The 22,319-nt window shown below is 55.3% G+C and carries 19 protein-coding genes; 6 read left to right on the plus strand and 13 right to left on the minus strand.

Going from position 1 to position 22,319, the window contains the following annotated elements; translation table 11 throughout:
- The first annotated feature begins 104 nt into the window (after positions 1-104).
- From Q0835_RS17820 to Q0835_RS17840, 5 genes are all read left to right on the plus strand, one after another.
- A complete protein-coding gene (locus Q0835_RS17820) occupies positions 105-359 on the plus strand; it encodes a hypothetical protein (protein ID WP_298963511.1) in 255 nt (84 codons plus the stop codon).
- A 377-nt stretch (positions 360-736) separates the two neighbouring features.
- Positions 737-2,083: an NAD(P)-dependent oxidoreductase gene (locus Q0835_RS17825; protein WP_298963513.1), complete on the plus strand. Its 1,347-nt coding sequence runs from the start codon at positions 737-739 to the stop codon at positions 2,081-2,083.
- 37 nt (positions 2,084-2,120) lie between these two features.
- The gene (gene preA / locus Q0835_RS17830; protein WP_298821657.1) at positions 2,121-3,434 is read left to right on the plus strand and encodes an NAD-dependent dihydropyrimidine dehydrogenase subunit PreA; all 1,314 of its coding nucleotides are present in this window, start codon (positions 2,121-2,123) and stop codon (positions 3,432-3,434) included.
- 133 nt (positions 3,435-3,567) lie between these two features.
- On the plus strand, positions 3,568-5,067 hold the full coding sequence (locus tag Q0835_RS17835; RefSeq protein ID WP_298963515.1) for a BCCT family transporter: 1,500 nt from the start codon (positions 3,568-3,570) through the stop codon (positions 5,065-5,067).
- Positions 5,064-5,507, plus strand: a complete 444-nt coding sequence (locus tag Q0835_RS17840) for a hypothetical protein (RefSeq protein ID WP_298963517.1) — start codon at positions 5,064-5,066, stop codon at positions 5,505-5,507. The genes Q0835_RS17835 and Q0835_RS17840 overlap by 4 nt, the downstream gene beginning before the upstream one ends.
- A gap of 139 nt (positions 5,508-5,646) precedes the next feature.
- Here the strand turns inward: Q0835_RS17840 and Q0835_RS17845 are convergent, their stop codons facing one another.
- From Q0835_RS17845 to Q0835_RS17870, 6 genes are all read right to left on the minus strand, one after another.
- Positions 5,647-6,120, minus strand: coding sequence for a DUF2269 domain-containing protein (locus Q0835_RS17845; RefSeq protein WP_298963519.1), 474 nt, complete (start codon positions 6,118-6,120; stop codon positions 5,647-5,649).
- Complete coding sequence (locus tag Q0835_RS17850) at positions 6,120-7,415, minus strand: SDR family oxidoreductase (RefSeq protein WP_298963521.1); 1,296 nt, start codon at positions 7,413-7,415, stop codon at positions 6,120-6,122. The genes Q0835_RS17845 and Q0835_RS17850 overlap by 1 nt, the downstream gene beginning before the upstream one ends.
- A 73-nt stretch (positions 7,416-7,488) precedes the next feature.
- Positions 7,489-8,364: a DmsC/YnfH family molybdoenzyme membrane anchor subunit gene (locus Q0835_RS17855; protein ID WP_298821667.1), complete on the minus strand. Its 876-nt coding sequence runs from the start codon at positions 8,362-8,364 to the stop codon at positions 7,489-7,491.
- Complete coding sequence (locus Q0835_RS17860) at positions 8,364-9,107, minus strand: 4Fe-4S dicluster domain-containing protein (protein WP_298821669.1); 744 nt, start codon at positions 9,105-9,107, stop codon at positions 8,364-8,366. Before Q0835_RS17860 ends, Q0835_RS17855 begins: the two co-directional genes overlap by 1 nt.
- Positions 9,104-11,905, minus strand: coding sequence for a molybdopterin oxidoreductase family protein (locus Q0835_RS17865; protein ID WP_298963522.1), 2,802 nt, complete (start codon positions 11,903-11,905; stop codon positions 9,104-9,106). The genes Q0835_RS17860 and Q0835_RS17865 overlap by 4 nt, the downstream gene beginning before the upstream one ends.
- Positions 11,906-12,258: 353 nt before the next feature.
- Positions 12,259-13,254, minus strand: a complete 996-nt coding sequence (locus tag Q0835_RS17870; protein WP_298821687.1) for an ABC transporter substrate-binding protein — start codon at positions 13,252-13,254, stop codon at positions 12,259-12,261.
- A gap of 400 nt (positions 13,255-13,654) precedes the next feature.
- Between Q0835_RS17870 and Q0835_RS17875 the strand changes: the two genes are divergently transcribed.
- Positions 13,655-14,350 carry a nitroreductase family protein gene (locus tag Q0835_RS17875; protein WP_298822048.1) on the plus strand — a complete coding sequence of 232 codons (696 nt, stop codon included), beginning with the start codon at positions 13,655-13,657 and terminating at the stop codon, positions 14,348-14,350.
- Positions 14,351-14,357: 7 nt separating this feature from the next.
- Here the strand turns inward: Q0835_RS17875 and Q0835_RS17880 are convergent, their stop codons facing one another.
- From Q0835_RS17880 to Q0835_RS17910, 7 genes are read right to left on the minus strand one after another with little or no spacing between them, the layout of a single operon-like run.
- Positions 14,358-16,193: a V-type ATP synthase subunit A gene (locus Q0835_RS17880; RefSeq protein WP_298963524.1), complete on the minus strand. Its 1,836-nt coding sequence runs from the start codon at positions 16,191-16,193 to the stop codon at positions 14,358-14,360.
- The gene (locus Q0835_RS17885) at positions 16,190-16,939 is read right to left on the minus strand and encodes a hypothetical protein (RefSeq protein ID WP_298963525.1); all 750 of its coding nucleotides are present in this window, start codon (positions 16,937-16,939) and stop codon (positions 16,190-16,192) included. Before Q0835_RS17885 ends, Q0835_RS17880 begins: the two co-directional genes overlap by 4 nt.
- Before the next feature lie 2 nt (positions 16,940-16,941).
- On the minus strand, positions 16,942-17,643 hold the full coding sequence (locus Q0835_RS17890; RefSeq protein ID WP_298822051.1) for a hypothetical protein: 702 nt from the start codon (positions 17,641-17,643) through the stop codon (positions 16,942-16,944).
- A gap of 9 nt (positions 17,644-17,652) precedes the next feature.
- The gene (locus Q0835_RS17895; RefSeq protein ID WP_152498992.1) at positions 17,653-18,102 is read right to left on the minus strand and encodes an ATP synthase subunit C; all 450 of its coding nucleotides are present in this window, start codon (positions 18,100-18,102) and stop codon (positions 17,653-17,655) included.
- Entirely contained in the window at positions 18,099-19,892 is a 1,794-nt protein-coding gene (locus Q0835_RS17900; protein WP_298963527.1) for a V-type ATPase 116kDa subunit family protein, read from the minus strand. Before Q0835_RS17900 ends, Q0835_RS17895 begins: the two co-directional genes overlap by 4 nt.
- Positions 19,889-20,512, minus strand: coding sequence for a V-type ATP synthase subunit D (locus Q0835_RS17905; protein ID WP_298963529.1), 624 nt, complete (start codon positions 20,510-20,512; stop codon positions 19,889-19,891). Before Q0835_RS17905 ends, Q0835_RS17900 begins: the two co-directional genes overlap by 4 nt.
- Positions 20,512-21,879: a V-type ATP synthase subunit B gene (locus tag Q0835_RS17910; protein WP_298963531.1), complete on the minus strand. Its 1,368-nt coding sequence runs from the start codon at positions 21,877-21,879 to the stop codon at positions 20,512-20,514. Before Q0835_RS17910 ends, Q0835_RS17905 begins: the two co-directional genes overlap by 1 nt.
- Positions 21,880-22,319 lie beyond the last annotated feature (440 nt).

Consider the following 22,319-nt stretch of genomic DNA (forward strand, 5'->3'; position numbering starts at 1 on the left):
GATTGCCACATTTACACCAAATATTGCGCGTGTGATGAAGATGGGTAGGATATCGCGACAGGGCATGGGACGCGGTATTGGATAGCTAAAGGTGGGACTTGCAAATGATGGTCGGGTTTTTCGCCGGAACCGTTTTATATGGTACCGTCACGTTGCTGTTTCTGATTGTGTCTTCAGCCGAGCTCTTGGGCAACAGGCTAAGCACTCCCGGTCGCCTTCTTGGTGTCCTGGTAACTTCTGTATTCTGGCCCATAACGCTGGTCGTGCTGGGTGTCACCAGTCTGGCCACGATGCTGAACAAGCAGCTTAAGAGTGTCGAATGGCAAGGCCCTTTTGGTGCTTCCCAGAAGTTGAACTGAGGCGATATCAAAATCCGACTTGCCCGATTGGAACTGCTGCAGTTCGCTGCCGGGTTTTGAGTTGAAAAGTTCAGTTTTTCGCTATCCGCAAAGTCGTTGTTCCGGTCAGGTTTGCGCACGGTTTTTCCAAAAACCATAGTCAAACTCGAGCGCTTTGGCGCCCCCATGCGCCATGGCGCATTTTTAATCATGCCGTGTTTTTGGTCTAAGGTGCTGTAATTTCGGCAATTTTATTGCTGAATTTAACCTTCAAGTTTTTAATCGTTCTAAAAATATTTGACTAATTGTTCAAATTTTTTTCCAATGGAGATCTAAGCCTTCTCAAACAACGAAGAAGGCCCCCTTGAAATTTGATCGCCAACCTTCCGGAGATCTCTATGACCCAGACTAAAGCCGGCCCGGACATTGTCGCCGGGCGCTTGCCTGAGGACGTTTACGCAGAAAACTTCAGCGACCTGCATCCGCTGCTGGAATCGCATGAAGCCCAGGTCGAGGCCGATCGCTGCTACTTCTGCTACGATGCACCCTGCATGCAGGCCTGTCCGACTAGCATCGACATTCCGCAATTCATTCGTCAGATCTCAACCGGAAACCCGACAGGTTCGGCGAAGACCATTTTCGACCAGAACATCCTTGGTGGCATGTGCGCACGCGTTTGCCCGACAGAGACCTTGTGCGAGCAGGTTTGTGTGCGCGAAGTCGCGGAAGGCAAACCAGTCAAGATCGGCCAGCTTCAACGCTACGCGACTGACCACTACATGGCTGAAAACGACACGACACCATTTACGCGTGGCGCTGCTACCGGAAAGAAAGTTGCCGTTATAGGCGCCGGCCCGGCCGGACTTTCATGTGCCCACAGACTTGCCGTTCACGGTCACGATGTGAGCCTTTTCGATGCGCGGGAAAAAGCTGGCGGCCTAAACGAATTCGGAATCGCGTCTTATAAGTCTGTAGACAATTTCGCCGCCCGTGAGGTCGAGTTCATTCTATCGATCGGCGGCATCGAGCTAAAGACCGGGATGCGCCTTGGCGAAAACCTGGAGCTTTCAGAATTGCGTGCCTCCTATGACGCCGTGTTCCTGGGCATTGGCCTTGGCGGCGTCAATTCGCTTGGTGTTGAGGGTGAAGACAAATCGGGTTCAATGGACGCGGTCAGCTACATTGCAGACCTTCGTCAGGCCAAGGATCTCTCCAAACTTCCGGTGGGACGTCGCGTTGTCGTCATCGGTGGAGGAATGACAGCCGTCGATATCGCGGTACAGACCAAGCTGCTTGGCGCTGAAGACGTTACCATCGCCTATCGCCGCGGCCAGGACCGGATGAACGCCTCTGAATATGAACAGCATCTGGCGCAAACCACTGGCGTCAAAATCATGACCTGGGCTCAGCCGAAGGCCCTTGTCGGCGCCAATGGCGCGATCGCGGGAATCGAGCTGGAGCGGACCCAGGACCAGGACGGTTCTTTCAGTGGAACCGGCGAAACAATCACGTTGCCCGCCGACATGGTGTTCAAGGCCGTGGGGCAAACATTGGTTCAAACGGACCTGGGCGGGTCATTAACCCTTGAGAAGGGCCGGATCGTTGTGGGTGACGACCGACAGACGAGTCTGGCCGATGTGTGGGCAGGGGGTGACTGCATCTTTGGAGGCGAAGACCTGACGGTCACGGCTGTTGAAGACGGCAAAATCGCTGCTGAAAGCATCAACGCTGCCCTGAGCGCCTGAACGGCGCCGGCACTGGGATATTTGAGGGAGAGCCATCATGGCCGACTTGCGCACAGACTTTATCGGTATCAAATCGCCGAACCCCTTCTGGCTGGCATCTGCCCCGCCAACCGACAAGGAATACAACGTTGTCAGAGCCTTCAAGGCCGGTTGGGGTGGTGTTGTCTGGAAAACACTCGGAGAGGACCCTGCCGTCGTCAATGTCAACGGACCGCGCTACGGTGCTATTCACGGCAAGGACAGACAGCTCATCGGATTGAACAATATCGAGCTGATCACCGATCGTCCGCTAGAGGTCAATCTTCGGGAAATCAAGCAGGTGAAGCGCGATTGGCCCGACAGGGCTCTTGTCGTGTCATTGATGGTTCCTTGCGAAGAGCAAAACTGGATCAACATCCTGAAGCAGGTCGAGGACACCGGCGCCGATGGTGTCGAGCTGAACTTTGGCTGCCCACATGGCATGAGCGAACGTGGCATGGGTTCGGCGGTTGGCCAGGTTCCGGAATATATCGAGATGGTGACCCGGTGGGTGAAGCAACACTCCAGAATGCCCTGCATCGTCAAACTGACACCCAACATCACCGATGTCCGCAAACCTGCACAGGCCGCCAAAGCGGGGGGCGCAGATGCTGTCTCGCTAATCAACACCATCAATTCGATCATGGGTGTCGACCTTGATGTGATGTCGCCGGCGCCCACTGTCGACGGTAAAGGCGCACATGGAGGTTATTGCGGCCCGGCGGTCAAACCCATTGCTCTGAACATGGTTGCCGAAATCGCACGTGATCCGTCCACCCACGGCCTGCCGATTTCCGGAATTGGTGGTGTCACCACCTGGCGTGACGCGGCTGAGTTCATGGCGCTTGGAGCCGGATCGGTCCAGGTCTGCACAGCAGCAATGACCTACGGCTTCAAGGTTGTGGAAGACATGATTGACGGCCTGAGCGACTGGATGGACCAAAAAGGATATACGTCCGTCGACCAGTTTGTCGGCAACGCAGTGCCGAATGTTTCCGACTGGCAATACCTCAACCTCAACTACATCGCCAAAGCCAAGATCGATCAGGACCTGTGCATCCAATGTGGCCGTTGTCATATTGCCTGCGAAGACACGTCCCACCAGGCGATCACAAACATGGTCAATGGCGAGCGCAGGTTTGAGGTGATCGACGAGGAATGTGTCGGATGTAATTTGTGCGTCAATGTGTGTCCGGTGGAAGACTGCATCACCATGGAAGCGATGACGCCGGGCAGCATCGACCCGCGCACGAAAAAAACGGTCGAAAAGGACTACGCCAACTGGACCACACATCCGAACAATCCGATGGCGGTCACAGAAGCCGCCGAATAGGGCATCGTCCCTGGTGGTCAATCGAAGCGCAGGCAGGCTCCTCCCTTGCCTGCGCTTTGTTTTTGTCAATTCGCTTTTGCGTTCCGGGTGTTAGCCGTTTAGCTTGCAGGGAAGCGCAAGGCGAGGAAACGGCATGAAAAACTCCCGCATATTACTGGCAGCTTCCATCAGCCTTTGTGCATTCGTTGGCATATGGGGCGTCATCTCGCCCGACAGCCTGCTGGTTTTCGCCGAGGGTATCGTCAATCAGTATTTCATCAGCCGCGGTTGGTTTGTAATGCTGTCTGTGACGGTCATGCTTCTGTTCTGCCTGGCGCTTACGCTGACAAAATTCGGCGACATCCGATTAGGCGCAGATACCGACCGGCCGGAATACTCAACAACGACCTGGATTGCCATGCTGTTTGCGGCCGGCATGGGTGTCGGGCTCCTGTTCTGGGCTGTGGCTGAGCCTCTGACCCACTTTTATTTCGTGAAAGACGTCCTGCCCCAGCCGATTGCCGCCGAGCAGGCACTCCTTGCCGCCAATTTCAACTGGGGCATTCACGCCTGGGCCATTTATGGCACAACGGCTCTGTCCATTGCCTATTTCAGCTACCGGCGCGGGACGCCGATGATGGTGAGTGCACCGCTGAAGAACCTGTTTCCGGGCGAATTCTGGGCGAGTGCACTTGGCTGGTTTTCCGACTTCATGGCAATTGCCGCGATTGCCATCGGCGTTGCGGGATCCGTCGCTATGGGAGTTTTTCAGGTCGCCGACGGCGCAACCGTACTCATGGGAAAAGAGACCGCAACGCCGCTGGTGATCGGCGTGGTGTTTGTTCTGATGATCGCGGCTTACATCCCGCCTTTGCTCGTTGATCTTGGAGCCGGCATGGCGAAACTCTCCAATATTGCCATGGCACTTGCTATCGGACTCGTGGTCTACACGATCGTTCTGGGCCCCTCGGACTTCCTGCTAAATTCGATCGTCAGTGGGATCGGCAGCTATGTCGCTGTCGTTATACCTCGCGGCCTCGAAACCTTCACGTTCTACGGAGATGAAGCCAGCAAATGGTTCCGGGACTGGACCCTCACCTACATGGTCTGGTGGATTGCATGGGGCCCGTTCGTCGGCGTCTTTGTCGCCCGAATTTCCAAAGGCCGCACCATAAGGGAATTCGTGCTCGGAGTATTGATCGGTCCAACACTCTTTTCCACCATATGGTTCGGTGCCTTTGGAGGTATCGGAATTTACGATGCGCTCAATGGGCAAGGCGACTTGCTGGCGCTCACTCAGACCAATGTGGAGCGGATGACTTTCGCTCTGCTTGACCGCTTGCCTTTTTCCACGCTGACAACACTTGCGACAGTCCTGGCAGCGTTCCTCTTCATTGTAACGAGTGTGGTCAGCGCGGCTTTCGTACTGGGCACATTCTCAACCGGCGGAAACCCGAACCCCAGCCCCAAAGTTCGAGTTATCTGGGGCGTGCTTCTGGGTGTTCTCGGAGCAGCCATGATCCTTTCAGGCTCAATGGCGGCAGTCAGAACCCTGATTGCACTTGGTGCGCTGCCTTTTGTCTTCATCACCGTCATTCTGCTTGCTTGCCTGATCCGGGCGCTGTTGCAGGACAGTCGGAAAGCGCGGTCATGAGCAGCAAGTTTCTAACCCTTATTTTTTTTGTGGCTCTCAGCTTAGGTATCACCTCAGACGCAACAGCTTGCAGAAACCCAAGCCACGAAACACATACTTTTCTCGATTTCTTACCCGTTTTTGCGAAAGACGAAGCGCTTATTGCTCTTGTTGAGATTGTGGAGCCATTCGTTCTCCGTGACCAGCGCGAAACAACGGTTAAAGTGGTAAAACCTATGTCAGGCTCAACTCCTGGACAGATGGTCAGAGTTGCCAAGGTTTTGCACTCTTGTTCTCGGGATTTTGAAATTGCGAAGGGTGAAATGTACTTCATTGCCGGGTCAATCGAAGAAGACGGTCTCTTCTACGGAGAGTGGCAGAACGTGCCTTCACACTACGCGGGTCACCAACCAAAACCGAAAAAACGTCCTTCGAGGGAACCAAGTGTCCTTAGGGATTGAAACAAGGATTGCGAAATGCTGACAGGTGATCCGCTCGATACCGTTCTGAATCTCGGAACATTCGCCTTCATAGGCTTCATCGTCTGGCTGATGATGCGGAAAAGCCCTGACGACACAGAAAAATAGTGTTCGGCCTGTGTTACAGGGAAAGATCCGGTCTGGTGAGCATGAGCCAGACGATTGCCAACACGGCAAAGAAGGCCGGAAATCCAAACGCAAACCAGATCCGGTAGAGCCGGTGATACCTCTCAGGCAATTTCGTGCCGGCTTCAGCAGCGGCGACTGCAAGTCTGTGCATTCTGATCTGGATCAAGACCACCGGCAACCAGAACAGGCCGACAAAAACATAAAGACAGAGAGAAACCAACACCCAGCCTTCAAGCAGGGACCAGCCAACCTCGCGCGTGAGCAAATATCCGGTCACCGGCTGAGCTACGGCTGCTGTCGCCGTAAAAACCGTATCTGCCAGCACAACGATGCCGGAAACGTGGGCAATCAGTCGAGGGTCCCGGGACCGGTTGGAAATAACCATGAAAAAAGCGATGCCGGCACCGGTGCCGAGCAGCACGCAGGCTCCGATCACATGCGCATATCGAAGCAGTTCGTACCACATCAGCGGTCCTCCAGAAGGAGTGCAACGAACAATGCCAGCACAATCGCCGGGAGTACTTTGACAAAGGGGCCAAGCGGATCTGCCCATAAATCGGCGGCAAGCCATGACCCGAATAAAAGATAAGCACCTGACACCAGTATCATGCCGGCACATACCTTTCGGGTCCAACGCCTGACAAGAACAGCCGCGCCCAGCACCAGATCCGCAACGACACCGCCGATCACAGCAAATGCGGCGATGCCGGATGACACATTTCGCTCTGTCAGGACGGACTTCGCATCTTCGAAAGACAAGATCCCGATCAGTCCGGACAACAACCAGAAAACAGACAAACAGCCAATCGCCAGAGGCAGCAGAAGATACATCCGCGAATAGGTTCTTTCCTGCGCTGTTGCGGGTATTGCTGCAAGGGTCTCTTCAAGGCTTGTAACTGCCAATCCACCTCGTTCCTGCCAATGCGAAGGATCTCCGGTGATGCCTGATTTCAGGGAACGGAGGGCATTGGTTCTGAGCGGCGAACGCCAGCCCAGCCAGCCAAGCAAGTCGGCACCTGTTCCAACCAGCCTGAGCAGCCATTCAGGGATTTCGATTTCAGCTGACCACTTTGGGTAGCCAAGCCAGGACCTGATCCTGCGTGTCAGTTCCGCAAATGTGCGGGTTTCTGCTTCGCCCAGATCCGCAACAAAATGCGTTCCCAGTTTACCACCAGCAGCTTGAGCAACCGCGGCTGCCAAATCGTCGACATGAATGGTCTGGATAGGTGCATCGGCAAAGATCCGGCCACCAATGCAAGGTATTGCTGCTGATGCGCGCAGCAATGCGGACCCGCCATAGGCTTCAGAACCGAGCACCAGAACGGGACGCAAAATGATCCAGTTTGTTGCAGAGGCCATGACAACCGCATCACCGCGAGCTTTGCTTCGGAAAAATGCCGTCGGCGCGTCTTCAGAAACACCTGCGGCGGAGATCTGGACAAACGTCGCAGACGTTCCCTTAAGTGCTGCAACGATCCGCTCCACTGCGCTCACATGGATCGCAACGAGATTGTCACGCGTTCCATCCTGTAGTGCTCCGGAGGCGTTCACGACGACATCGGCATCACTCAGCAAGTCTTTCCAATCGGTCTCAGTCGTATCGGCAATATCGCGGATCATCCAGACGAGGTCGGGAAAGACCTTTTTGGCGCTTTCCAAAGAACGCCCGACACCACACACCGCATAACCGTCTGCTTGCAGAGCCCTGACACAGGCTGCACCGATAAAGCCGTAAGCGCCGAGGACGACTGCCTTTTTCATCTTCACGCCTTTCCCGAACCGAGGCATAGGGTTTTAGGACGGGGCGAGAGGCAAGTAAAATCGAAAAGGCGCCCTAACGCTGGCTGTAGTAAAGGCCGACCACGTGTTCGGCCTCGGCAAAGAACAGCCAACGGGATGCAAACGTTCCGGCCAGATAGGCAAGAACAGCCAGACCGGCGCTGAAAACACCGGCAGGCAAAAGGGCAATGATCACAATCGGTAAAAGACAATTCAGAAGAAAGGCAATTGCGCGAAGCTTCTGAGCGTGCTTGCGACCGACGACATATACCATTTCCTTCAGGAGGTAGTTGGTGCCGGTATGAGGCGGTTCGAAAAGCCGCACCTTGCCGCGGTCGCCAAGACCCGTTGCCGTTTCGGTCGTGTGTCCACGTTCTGCAAAACGACGATCACCAAGCACCCAGTAGAGCAGCTGCACACCACCCGCGACGACGAGCAACACCAGAGCTGCCATCGATTGGGCCGCCAGAACGGCCCCTCCTGCCAGCGCCAGCGTAACCATGTGAAGTGGCGTCAGCCAGTGGTTCCAGCGTGGCACGGTAGCCAGCTGGGCGTAGATCATGCTGGTGGCATAGATGGTTGCCACGCTCAAAACAGCACCAAGAACCCCTAAGGGCACAAGCAATCGGTCGAAAAAGACGGCAGCAAACGCATAAAGACCCATCACCAGAAGAGCCGAAACAGAAAGCCAGGCTTCACGCGACAGCCAACTGCTACGCCACTGCGAAAACGCTTTCAGTGCTCGCTGCGGATTGCCGAGGTGAAAGGTCGACGCAACCAGTCCACCAACGGCAAGCGCATACGCAATGGCAAAACAGAAGAACGCGGTCCATCCCGTAACGGCGGGTTGACCGATCCCGAGCCAGGCAAGAAATCCGAATCCAAGGCCAGACAAAACGGTGAACACGATAACTGAGGGTGCCGGATGCATCAGAGCGCCTCCAGGGTCTTGTCGAGCCAGGCCAAAAACCCTTTGGGCGAATCGGCCACAGGCTTCAATTGCGGAGCAGACTTGTCGGCGGTGAGGCGGTCTTTCACCCGAGGCGGCAAGTACTTGTTCACGGGCCTCGTACCCTGTTCCGGCATCAGGTCCATTCCCCCGCGTTCGGCGGTCAGACGGGACACATTGCTCTCAGGATCGCTGAAGTCACCGAAATGGCGCGCCCCGGCCGGACAGGTTCTGACACAAGCGGGCACCCGATCTTCCTCGGGAAGGTTTTCATTGTAGATCCGGTCGACACACAAGGTGCATTTTTTCATCACACCGGCGGACTGATCCAACTCTCGTGCGCCATAGGGACAAGCCCAAGCGCACAATCCGCAGCCAATGCAGGCATCTTCATCAACAAGGACGATCCCGTCTTCCACCCGCTTATAGCTGGCGCCCGTCGGACAGACCGTAACGCAAGGCGCATCGTCGCAATGCAGGCAGGACTTGGGAAAATGAATGGTCTGTGCAGCGCCGTTTGACGGCTGAACTTCAAAGGCGTGCACCCGGTTCAAAAAGGTTCCAACAGGATCGCTGCCATAAGCGTCATTGTCGCTCAGCGCGACACCATAGTTTTCTGTATTCCAGCCCTTGCATGCCGTCACACATGCATGGCAGCCAACGCATGTGTCGAGATCGATGACCAGGCCGAGTTTCTTTTCCGTTTGATCTGGTAACGAGGTCATGGCCGCACCTTCTGGCGAACGGTTTTCGGGCCTTTTCCAACCGGAGAACGAAGCTCGGGAAATGCAGGACTGCATTCATCCGGCGGGCCAGTTTTTTCAATGCGGACACGCAGGTCGAACCAGGCCGCCTGTCCCGTGACTGGGTCCGAATTGGACCATCTCAATCCATCTCCCTTTGGCGGAAGCAGTTCATTGATGAGATGATTCAGCAGGAAACCCTTGGTGGACTCGGGCGCGTCGCCATCCAGCGCCCATGCACCTTTACGCTTGCCGATGGCGTTCCATGTCCAGACGGTATTTTCGTTCAGAGCCGCCATCAAAGCGACTGGAACGACTATCTCGCCGTGGAGCGAGGTGACCCGCGCCCAGTCGCCGTCCTGAAAGCCGTGCTCTTCCCAGATTTTCGTCGGCACATAGAGAGGATTGTGACCATGGATCTGCCTTAGCCAGGCATTCTGACTGCCCCAGGAATGATACATGGCCATGGGCCGTTGTGTGAGCGCATGGACCGGGTAATCGGCTTCACTCACATGGGCATCTTCCAGCGGCGGATACCAGACGGGCAATGGCTCGAAGGTTTCCTTGATGCGGTCACGCAGATGATCCGGCGGTTGCCGGTCGCCATGACCCTCGGCCGCCAGCTGAAAGCGGCGCATGGGCTCGGAATAGAGCTCGAACAGATAAGGCTGCGGCTTGTCGTAAAAACCGAGCTCGACGGCCCAATCCTGATACGCCGAGTTCCAGGGCTTATAGAAGGCTGCTTCGTCGGGAACATGCTCGACGAAAAACCCGCCATTCTCGATGTATCGGTCAAGTTGCTCCGGATTGACCTCGCCTCTGCCTTTTTCAGTTCCGTCACCCCGGAAACCCGCCAAGGGGCCAATTCCCGGCCGGCGCTGGTGGTTGACCATGTAATCGGCATAGTCACGGTATTTGGCACTGCCGTCTTCCTCGATAAAACCGGGAAGATTCAGCCGGACGCCCAGGTCGACCAGCACAGACTGGAAGCCTCTGACATCCCTGTCCGGCTCAATAACCGGCCAGCGGATCGCGTCAGCAGCCGCGTCGGCTTCGCAGATCGGCCGATCCAGCAGGCTGATGCAGTCGTGACGTTCCAGATAGGTGGTGTCCGGAAGAATGAGATCCGCATAGGCAACCATCTCCGATGAATAGGCATCGGAATAGATAATCCGCGGAATAACGTAGTTTCCGTCTTCGTCTTTGTCGGTCAGCATCTCCATGACACCTTTGGTGTTCATAGAGGAGTTCCAGGACATGTTCGCCATATAGAGAAACAGGGTATCGATCCGATAAGGATCGCCTGCATGCGCATTGGAAATAACCATGTGCATCAGCCCATGGGCCGACATCGGGTTTTCCCAGGTAAAAGCCTTGTCGATGCGCGCCGGTGTGCCGTCTTTCTTCAGCGCCAGGTCGTCCGGGCCCCGCACGAAGCCCAGATGCGGTCCATCCAGCGGACAATCCGGCTCGGAATGACAGTGAGGCGTTGGATGTGCCGTGACCGGTTTCGGGTAAGGCGGCTTGAACCGGAAACCTCCGGGCACCTCAACAGTTCCAAGCAGGATCTGCAGAAGGTGCAGCGACCGGCAAGTCTGGAAACCATTTGAATGGGCGGAAATCCCGCGCATGGCATGAAAACTGACCGGACGGCCGGGCATCTTTTCATGACGGTCTCCACGAAAGTCAGTCCAAGGCTGGTCCAGTTCAAATGCCTCTTCAAAGGCAACGCGGGCCAGTTCGGCTGCAATCGCACGGATGCGCTCTGCCGACACGCCGCATTTTTCGGCAACAGCCTCGGGGCTGTAGGCATCGTCCAGATATTTTTCGGCAAGAAGTTGGAACACTGTCCTGTGGGTCAGACCGTCCTTTTCATACTGTGCCGCAAGATCCGGTTTGACGCCTTTTTGGTCGAATGCCGTCGGCTGACCGCTGTTGCGGTCAATAACAAGCGTTTTTCCGCTGTCATCCCGCAACAGCAATCCGAATTCGGGCGAGGCCGGATCGTTGTTCACCAGGCACGGCGCATTCGTGAATCGGGACAAGTACGTCAGATCAATCTTGCCACTTTGAACAAGCGTGTGAACCAGCGCCAGAATGAACAGACCATCGGTGCCCGGAGTTATCCCGACCCATTCGTCGGCGATGGCGTTGTAGCCGGACCGAACCGGGTTGATGCCGATGACCTTGCCGCCATGTGCCTTGAGCTTGCCAAGACCCATCTTGATGGGATTGGAATCGTGGTCTTCCGCAACACCGAACAACAGAAACAGTTTTGTCCTGTCCCAGTCGGGTTGGCCGAATTCCCAAAAAGCCCCACCCATCGTGTAGATGCCGCCTGCGGCCATGTTCACCGAGCAGAATCCGCCATGTGCCGCATAATTGGGTGTGCCGAAATTTTGCGCCCAAAAACTTGTAAAGCTCTGGGACTGGTCACGACCGGTGAAAAAGGCAAGTTTTTCAGGTGCGGACTTGCGGATGGGCGCCAGCCAGCCTGTGGCTATTTCGAGGGCCTCATCCCAGCTGATTTCCTCAAATTCACCCGACCCCCTTGGCCCCTTGCGCTTGAGGGGTGCGCGCAGACGCGATGGCGCATTCACCTGCATGATGCCGGACGAACCCTTGGCGCACAGGACGCCCTTGTTGACCGGGTGGTCCCGGTTGCCCTCGATATAGGCAACCTTGCCGTCTTTCATGTGGACGTTGATGCCGCATCTGCAGGCGCACATGTAGCAGGTGGTCTGACGAATTTCGTCAGATACAAGTGGAGATGTTTCCACAGATGGCTGCTGGTGTCTGCCCAAGTCCCCTCCTCATGGCTTTTAGAAATTTTTTCTAAAAACCGCTCCTGTGCAGCATGTCTTATGTGTCTGAATATGTATTTGTAGGATGCGTTGGCGTCAATCAACGTCTTCGGTGCGACGGCATATGTCGGGATTCTACCGAAAAGAGCGTTTTTCATGGCGCAAAACGACAAAATTCCTTCCCCAGCGACGTCCTGGAAAGTGCCCAGAAAAAGTCAGGTATCAGCATCAAATGTCAGACTTGGGATATGTGATGGAAGGCCTACGCCAACCAAAAAAGGCCGCCCGATGGACGGCCTTTCCGGATGCTGATTTGAGTATTTTCTGCCTTAGAGCTTGTCGGTCACTACAGTTGAAGTAGCGCCTTCCGGCTCCTTCGTGATGACCGGATCGGAACCGCCTGAAAGCAGCGACTTGACCGTACGATTATAAGCTTCCATGTCGAGCTTGCCGTCGGACCCGTCAACCAGCTTGTTGATCTCGCCAACCATGCGGATCTGGTGCTTCTCGGTCTGCGCGCCTGTCGCATCGTTCTCAAGCACGATTTCGGCGGCTTCTTCCGGGTTTGCTGCCGAATATTCCCAGCCCTTCATGGTTGCCTTGACGAACCGCGCCAATTTGTCGACCATTGCCGGATCTTCCAGGCTGGACTCCACCACATAAAGGCCGTCCTCCAGGGTTGCGACACCCTGATCTTCATACTTGAAGACAATCAGCTCATCTTCCGGAATGCCCGCATCAATGACCTGCCAATATTCATTGTAGGTCATGGTGGAGATGCAGTCGGCCTGTTTCTGGAGCAGCGGATCCACGTTGAAGCCCTGCTTGAGAACCGTCACGCCGCCTTCGCTACCATCCGTCGGAATGCCCAACTGGCTCATCCAGGACAGAAACGGGTATTCGTTGCCGAAAAACCAGACACCCAAGGTCTTGCCCTTGAAGTCTTCCGGCGATGTGATGCCAGTGTCCTTACGGCATGTCAGCATCATCCCGGATTTCTTGAAAGGCTGTGCGATGTTGACCAACGGCACACCTTTTTCGCGGGACGCCAAAGCGGACGGCATCCAGTCGATGATCACGTCTGCGCCACCACCGGCAATAACCTGAGGCGGTGCGATGTCAGGGCCACCGGGCTTGATCGTTACATCCAGGCCTTCTTCTTCATAAAAGCCCTTGTCCTTGGCGACGTAGTAGCCGGCGAATTGTCCCTGTGTGACCCATTTCAGCTGCAACGTCAGTTCGTCCGCGGCATGCGCCGCGCCCGAAACCAGGCCTGCGCCCAAGACGGACACAAGCGCCAGATTCTTCAATGCCTTCATTGCCATTCCCCTATTGGTTACGAGCCACGTCACGTGGACATGACCCTTCTCTGGAATTCACCAATCTATGCTGAACCAACCGGCGAGTGTTTTAAAGCCGCCGTCTTGGGTGCCAGCAATATGGTCGTGTTACCTGCTACGGGGCATTTACCTTCTCGTGCACAGGTCACTGACCATTTGGTCAAGAAAATCTAGGAAGCTGCCCCGTCTCCGGTCAAGGTTATTTTTTAATCAAGCGGATATAAGAGCCAATTTACGTGCAGATCCAGGTTGCGGAGCACGAAATTGGGATTTTTGGTTGCCTAACGCACCGGAAGACGATCCATTGTTCGATTTTCATGGAGCCGTCTGCCGGCAACCGACGCAATTCAGTGGCGTCTCGGCAGCGAAACCGGGTAGATGATACATGATTGCCAAATCTGCGCTCGACTATCGACCGCTTCCCTTGCCTGACCGTCGGCAGTTTACCGATGAAGAAATGCAGGCAAGAGCTGATGCATTTCTTGAAGATGTGCGCACACGCCACACGATCCGGCATTTTTCCGATCGTCCAGTGGATAGAGCCGTCATTGAAACCTGTATCCGTGCTGCTGGAACCGCACCGAGTGGCGCCAACCATCAGCCCTGGCATTTCGTTGCGATTGCCAGCCCTGCCTTGAAACGCACGATCCGTGAAGCTGCAGAAGAAGAAGAGAAGAAATTCTATGCGGGCGGCGCCGGGGATGAATGGATCAAGGCGCTTGAGCCGATCGGAACCAATGCAGACAAACCGCATCTGGAGATTGCCCCCTGGCTGATCGTGATTTTTGCACAGCGCTGGGGAACCTTTGACGACGGCACCCGGTACAAGCATTACTATGTCCCGGAAAGTGTCGGCATTGCTACAGGCGTGCTGATCACGGCGCTGCATCATGCCGGATTGTCGACACTGACGCACACGCCCAACCCGATGAAGTTCCTGAACGAAATTCTTCAACGACCGGAAGCTGAAAAACCGGTCATGATTCTTGCAGCCGGTCACCCGGCGGATGATGCGACCGTGCCCGCAGCGGCAAAACTGAAGAAACCACTAGACCAGATCCTGAGCGTCTTTGACGACTAGGAACAGTTTAGCCGGTCATATGGCTCGGAGCTGCTGTGACATTGTTCTTTATCTTTTCAACAAGGTCCTTGCGTTCCTGGCTGCCGTCAGCTGAATAGTTGAGATTCTTGAAGAGAGACGTTTGTTCTGTGAAAAATTTGCGCACGGTGTCCTTGTCGTCGAAGGCAAAATCCGTAGTGGCAATCTTGTAGACCAGTTCAAAGGTCTCCTGCTGGCGTTTCAGCGGGGCAGAAGCATCGACATCATCAAAAGCATCCTGCTGCAAATAGACCATGTCGAGAAAGAGCGCCTTTTGTTGAAGCACAAAATCCTCGGTGGAGACACCCTCTTCACCGGTTACCTGCATCATGCGCGTGATTTCGTCGCCTTTACCCAAAAGGTCGATCATCTCTTCAACGCGCGGTACCCAGTTTGGACCGATGTTGTTTTGATACCACTCGCCCAACTGCGCGTGATAGCGAGACCATGAAAGAAGCGGATCGACAGCTGGATAGAAGCGTTTGTAGGCACGTTCGGAAGACAGTCCCAGGAAGGTTTTCACCGTTCCGAGTGTCGACTGGGTTACTGGCTCTTCAAAGTTGCCACCGGCCGGTGATACCGTGCCGATCATGGTCAGACTTCCCGTTTCGCCAGCGGCTGTTTTCAGAACGCCTGCGCGCTCATAAACGCCCTTGATCGACGAATCCAGGTAGGCTGGAAAGGCTTCCTCACCCGGGATCTCCTCAAGCCTTCCGGAGGTCTCGCGCATGGCCTGTGCCCAGCGCGAGGTGCTGTCGGCAATCAGCAGCACGTCATAGCCCATCTGACGGTAGTATTCGCCAAGAGTGATGCCGGTATAAATCGATGCTTCGCGCGCTGCGACCGGCATTGAAGACGTGTTGCAGATGATGACGGTTCGATCCATCAGTGTGCCGTCGCCGGAAGGATCAGGTTGATGCGGAAACTCAGTGATCGTTTCAACGACTTCACCGGCGCGCTCGCCGCAGGCGACGACTATCACAATGTTGACGGCTGAAAATCGCGAAATCAGAGATTGAAGCACTGTTTTACCGGCTCCGAATGGCCCGGGAATGCAACCCATCCCTCCACGCGCAATCGGAAAGAACGTGTCGATGAGGCGCAAGGTAGTGATAAGCGGTTCACTTGGATAAAGCCTTTCGCTTTGCCCTGCCTTCACGAGCCTTTCTGGCAACGCCCTCCGCACCGGCCAATGCTGCACCATGGTGAGATCACGGGTATCGCCTCTGTCATTCTTGATGGTGGCGACCACTTCGTTGATGGTGAAAGTGCCTTCTCGGATCCGATCAATCGTCCAGGTGCCCGAAAGCGTAAAAGGGGCCATTATCTTGTGCTGGAAGCGTCCCTCGGGAACCGTACCAACGGTGTCGCCTGCCTTGACCCTGTCTCCCGATTTGACCGCGGGCACAAAAGACCACTTCCGGTTTTGGTCAAGCGCGTTTGTCAGGACGCCGCGTGGTAGAAAAAACCCATGTTCAGCAGCGATATCGGCCAGTGGGTTCTGCAATCCATCAAACACGGTGCTGAGAAGGCCGGGACCAAGCGCAACGGACAGCATCTCACCGCTCTGGATCACCTTGTCGCCAACCCGAACACCGGATGTGCTTTCGAAGACCTGTGCTTCAGCGGATTTGCCGCGAACGCGCAGAACCTCAGCTTTCAGATATTCGCGTGGTTTGCCATCCCGTTCCGGGCCATGCGGAACGATATAAACCACTTCATTCTTGATCAGAGGAGCATTCCCAATCGGTGACAGTGTGACAAGATCGTCTTGCACGGCAACGATCTCGGCTGTTGGGTCGGGAAGTTGAACATGACTGGTCACGACGAGGACCTCTCAAGAGGTGAAAAGGTGTCGGAAAAAAATCCTTGCGGCTTCGGCAGGCTGATATCTGCATCTGGCCCTTTAAGCGCCAGCGAGATCAGAGCCTCCAGGCGATCTCTGGCATCGGCCTCGTTGTAGCGCGTCCATCGCTCTACAATTACCCAGCGCAGCACATAGATGCCGACCGCTTCAAAGTCGAAATCATGCATCGTTCCGTAGTGATCGAGCTGCCGGACCACCTCTGTCAGTACCAGACGCTCCATCGAAATATGATCACCGGATTGCATCAGTCGATAGGCTTCGGAGAGCCATGGCATGAAGTGTCCGAGACCGAATGCAGGGTCGCTCCAGTTCGACTTTATCGACGCACACCAGCGGCCCATACCCCAGTTGTCAATATCCCCGGCACTTTCCTGTCCATTCCGGCGGCGGCGCAAGGCAGCAATCAGTGTTCGCGTTTCCATGCGTGCACCAACAAGGTGCTGCAGATCGGGATAGTCTTTCAGGTCCGCAATGATCCTGTTGGCACTGCGAATGACTTCCGCATCCTGGTCGTATCTCGCCACACCTGCCCAGGCAGTCACCTCAACCATTTCCTTCAACAACGCCGCATGCTGCGGTTCCAGCATCGACAGGCGCTGTTTCAGCCGGAAATCCGATATAGGCAGTTCCTTGAGCGAAAACAGTCTCCCGAGATGAGGCAAGCTGGTGACAAGCGAAATATATTGGTGCGGATTGGACGTCATTATTAGCGTAGCACCCCTTCCATCACGGCTCGCAATCGCGGCTGCAAGTGACGTTTCAGCAGCGTAGCAATGGCGTCCTCCGTCAGATCGATGGATACATCCCGATCCGTCAGTTTAACCTTTATTCCGTCGAAGCCTGGTGCCGTGGAGAACGTCACCCCTGCACGCAGCGCATCGCCTGCAAGCACCAACACAAAATGGGTCAGCGTTCCCGGCTCGACCGCCTCGGGAGACTGCTTCAGCTCCTCGAAGCTGACGACCTTTTCCGGCAACACGATTTCCATCGGTTCCGTGTCGCTGACAGACGCGTTGTCACGCGCAATTCCGGCCATCGCCAGAATGAGTTTTTGTAAGAAAGCCTCGTCGGCGAGAGTTGTGCCGACCAGTCTTCCGGCTTCCTGTTGAATGCGGTCACCCAACTCGTTCCTGAGGCTCAGGACAAGATCGCGCGCCGCGACCTTGAGCCCGTCTTCCGTAGCAGCTTTTTCCTTTGCGGCCTCAGCGCGCGCTGTCGCCAAGAGATTATCTGCCCGCTCCTGTGCTTCCGATACAATTTCCTCTGCCTTTGCCTTGGCTTTGGCAAGAATGTCGTCGGCTTCTGACTGACCCGCGGCAACGCCTTCGGATTTCAGCCGATTGATCAGGGCCTGCACCCCAGCACCAGCTGCGTTTTCGAGCTCTTGTGCGGTATCATGCTTTGACATGTTGCCCTCCTAACTCGGGATCGAACCGGCAAGCACAAGCGCGAAGACAAGGGCAAAAACGGAAAACCCTTCCAATACCGCGGCAGGCGCCAGCGATATGCCGAATATTTCCGGTTTGGCCTTTGAAGCATGAATGGCCGAAGCCAACACTTCTCCCTGGCGAATTCCGGTGAAAAGCATCGTGAACCCGGACAGGACACCGATGCCGAAGAGCGCGGCACCGTTCGCGGCATCGACTTGTGATTGCTGCAGCGAGAACATGATGACGATGCCATAGATCACCTGGGAGGACGGCATCAGAGAGACACCGATGAAACGGCCATAACCGCCATCACTGTCGAGCATTGCACCGATTGCGGCACTGCCACCAAGAGCGCACCCCCAGGCACTGCCAATGGCACCAAGAGCGACAGGGGCATAGAGCCCGAACCAACCGAGAGCCACAACGAATTCGTTCACAGGCGTGTCTCCTCTTTCTTGAACGGACGGAAAGGCGTGCCTTCGTCCTTCAAACCCCAATTGAAAAACTCAATGACATTCAGGCGCAGTCCATGCACACAGCCTGCAATCAGTCCAAGACCAATGTTGATGGCGTGTCCGATTGCCAGAACCAGAATGGCGATGAGAATGCCGATGCCCGGAACCGACTGATTGAGCTGGCCGGACAGCGAATTGATCGTCTCTGCAAGCGAGGCCGCTGCAAGCCCCAGGGCGAACAGACGCATGTAGCTCAGCACGTCGGAGAAGATGTTGACGATCCGGGCAAGCGCGGCGAGACCGTCGAAAATACGCAGTCCACCCGTGGAAACCGAATCGACCTTCCGGTCACTGCCGAAGAAACCGACCAGCAGCAATCCGGCGATGACACTGATCGGGCCGATTGTCGCAATGACCGTTCCCTGGCCCAGGAAGGTTGCGAGCCCCCCGAGCGCCACCAGGCACCAACCGACTGGTTGATAGCGACCGCTCGGTGTCTGTTCGTGCCACGCACGCAAGAGATTGGCGATCACGATGTGCACAACGCCGATGGTCAGCGTGATCTTCATCATCGTGTCAACGTCTTTGAGGTGCAGGATCTTGAGATGGTCGAGATAACTGCCTTCAGGCGGTGCGACGCCAAAGTAACTGCCCGTGACAACACCGAACGCTGCCGTAGACACCATCAGCCAGCAGGACATGCGATACATTCGGCGGCCAAGCGCTGACCCGGTAAATTTTTTGCGGAAAAGAAACAACAGCAGAAGCAGAAACAACCCGTATCCCGCATCGGTCATGATCATGCCGAAGAAAATGATAAAGGACACGTAGACAATGACCGACGGGTCCCAGTCCCGGTAAGCCGGGGTCTGATAGAATTCGACCAAGTCCTCGCCGGCTTCCATCGAGCGCGTGTTTTCCAGGAGCGTCGGCGGGGCGTCTTCGTCTTTGACATCTTCAAACAGCGCCGCGATGTCAAGCTTTGAGGCGAGTGCATCGATCTCACTGACCTGATCCCGGCGCGCCCAGGCCTGCAAGACAAAAACCCGGCCCGTATCGGCGGTTTCAAGCGCCGCCCGTCGACGGGCGGAAGTGTCGCGCGCTGCGGACAGATTTTGCGCCAGAATATATCGCCACTTTGTCAGTGTCTGACGTTCAAGTTCCAATTCTTCCAGATCAATTGCCGCTTCCTCATGGCGTTGCTTCAGCGCTGAGAGCGGCATCGCACCGACGTGTGTTCGCGGCACCGGCATGGCGCCAACCGGCGGTTCTTCAGGTGCCAGCAAAACGATATAGCTGCGGAACCTGTCCTCGTGTACGGTTTCAAGGATCTTGTCAGACGGGTCTATCTCTCTCAGCTTGCCGTTGGGCACCACATAGAACCACAGCCTGTTGTCTCCAATTTCAGCCAGATCGGAAAAACTGAATTCGCCCCAGGGTTCAACGTCCTGAATGCGTTTTTCCAGTTTTGCCAGCAGATCCTGGCAGGACTTAAGATCTTTGCGGTTTTCAAGCGTCTTTTCGACCACGTCATCAAGATCGAATTTGTCGGCCCTGGTTTCCGGGCGGCGCTGATCCGGGCAATCGACCAACCAGCGCAGTGCATCCACCGCGTCTCTGCCAAGACCGGCCGGAACAGCCTCCAGTTCCTTTTGTGCCGAGACGAGCGGAATCAAATGCAGCGCTCCAAAAGCCTGCGCAGCTTCAAGTACCGTGTGCTTGTCGTCCAGAACTCCAACCAAATTCACTTTGATCAGCGGAACGATGCTCATAGCTCGGCCATCCGTTTGTCTGCCCCACGAGCTGCCGTTTTGCGCTTGGAAATCTTAGCGCGCACAACAGCATCTCTTTCGGCATCGGCAAGGGCTGTCCGGATTCTCTTGATATTGCGCGCGGCTTGCGGAATGAGAACTTTTTCAAACAGATTTACCCTCCGTGAAATCACGGCTTCCGCCTCAACCAACCGCTTGATGCGCTCGTTGGCGACATCGCGCTCCATGTTCAAACGCAACAGCTCCTGCATTCCTTCCACATAAGGATCGACCCAATGCGGGCGGGCCAACAAGGAATAGGGCCGGGTTTCCAAATCGACACTTTCGAGGGTCGGCAACTTGGTACCCGAGAGGTTCTGCTCTCCTTTGGAGACCCCTTTCAATGCAACCAGTCCTTCAAGCGGTACATGCCTGTTTGCAAGCATTGGCAGCGATTTCGCCAGATCTGAAATCCGATCCTGGTATGCCTTTTCGAGTTGAACCGCCGTTTCCTTGGCTTTGGCGCGCTCCGCCATGATCTGAAGCCGTTTCAGCTCCAGAGAAGGCAGAAATCGTTTGTACTCGGCAAGATGTGCGCTCTCTCTCGCCAACGACGATTTATTGAGCGCCAGTCTGGCCATCAGGCTGCCTCCTCATCCGAAGACTTTGCAACTGAGGCCTTTGCCGGAAAGTACTTGTCGATCAGGCCTTGCTTCATCAAAAGCTGTTCGGGCTCGAAGCATTCAGCCAATGTCTTCCAGCAAAGATCCAGCGCCTCCTCCAGGGGTATCGACACTTCAATGTCCATGAACCGTTCCCGGAACAGACCGCCAAACTTCAGCAGCTGCCGGTCGTAGTCCGACAATTCAAATGCCATCGACTGTTTCTGCTCAGCGTCGCGTGCACCGGAATAGAACCGGATCATCGTGTTCATGATCTGGTTGTGATCCTCACGCGTCACCTTACCGATCACATGCTGTTTCAGTCTGGAAAGAGAGCCGAAGGGATCAAGAACCCCGCTGTGAAGATAAAACTGACCCTCTGTAATGTAGCCGGTGTTGTCTGGAACAGGGTGCGTGACATCATTGCCGGGCATCGTCGTGACAGTCAGGATGGTGACGGAACCGGATCCTTTGAAATCGCAAGCTTTTTCATATCGGCGCGCCAGCTGCGAATAAAGGTCGCCCGGATACCCTCGGTTGGCCGGGACGCGCTCCATCGCAATGGAAACTTCTTTCATCGCATCGGCAAAAGCGGTCATGTCCGTGAGAAGAACCAGGACACGCTTGCCTTCCTCGACAGCGAACTTTTCAGCAACCGCCAGCGCCATATCCGGTACCTGCAAACGTTCCACGACCGGGTCTGAAGCCTGATTGATGAACATCACGGTGCGCGGAAAGACGCCCGCATCCTCGAATTGCTTTCTGAAAAACGAATAGTCGTCGAATATCAGGCCCAGCCCGCCGAACACAACAATGTCCGCATCCGCCTGAATCCCGATCCTGGCCAGGAACGGATTGTAGGGTTCACCTGAAACCGAAAAGATCGGAATCTTCTGACTTTCAACGAGACAGTTGAAAATGTCGATCATCGGCACATCCGTGCGGATCATTCGCGAGGCCAAAACACGTTTCATCGGATTGGCAGACGGCCCGCCGATCGGAACGGCTGGATCGCTCGACAAGTCAGGTCCCTGATCTATCGGGTGACCGGCACCATTGAAGACCCGGCCAAGTATGTTGTCCGAGTATGTGACTTTGGCGGCTTCGCCGAGAAAACGGACCGAGGCGTTGTTTGCCAATCCCTTGGTACCGGAATTAACCTGAAGCGAGACCATGTCCTGATCGATGTTGATGACTTGCGCGAGCGAGGCATTGCCGTCCCCGCCATCGACAAGGGCCAGATCGCCCAGGCAGGGCCGCCCCTCAGAATCCGCTTTGGTGGACGACACCTGAATGCGAATGATGTCGCCAACGATATCAATTATCCGCGTATGGGAGACCAGCATATATGCCCCATTGTCTTCAAACGACTGTCTTCCAAGACCAGTAACATCGAAGCCCTTTGCCGACCGGCTGCTACTGTTTTTCCTGCAACGGAAATCATCTTAGGCGGGTTTTTGAGCCAGTTACAACCAGATTGACACTGCCGCCCATCGTCCGCTTCAACTCTGTTGAAGATAGGTGGGAACGAGTTGCGCCCCCATGACCTGGATCAACATTGGAATGACACACATCGCCAGACAATAATCGGCCTTTTCTCTTCAAGTGATCTGGGTTGCTCATCTGCTTTCCCATGCAGCACAATCGTCGAGCTGGCAGCTTTACCGGACACCGGCTTTCGGTATTTATGCAGTACACAAATATTTCAGTTCCGCAGCGGCCGGATTACACCGCTTTAAATTCATTGGATTTATTTAAGCACTAGGTATTTTTTACGGTAAATACT

It is taken from the genome of uncultured Roseibium sp. (genome assembly GCF_947499295.1).
Classification (GTDB): Bacteria; Pseudomonadota; Alphaproteobacteria; order Rhizobiales; family Stappiaceae; genus Roseibium.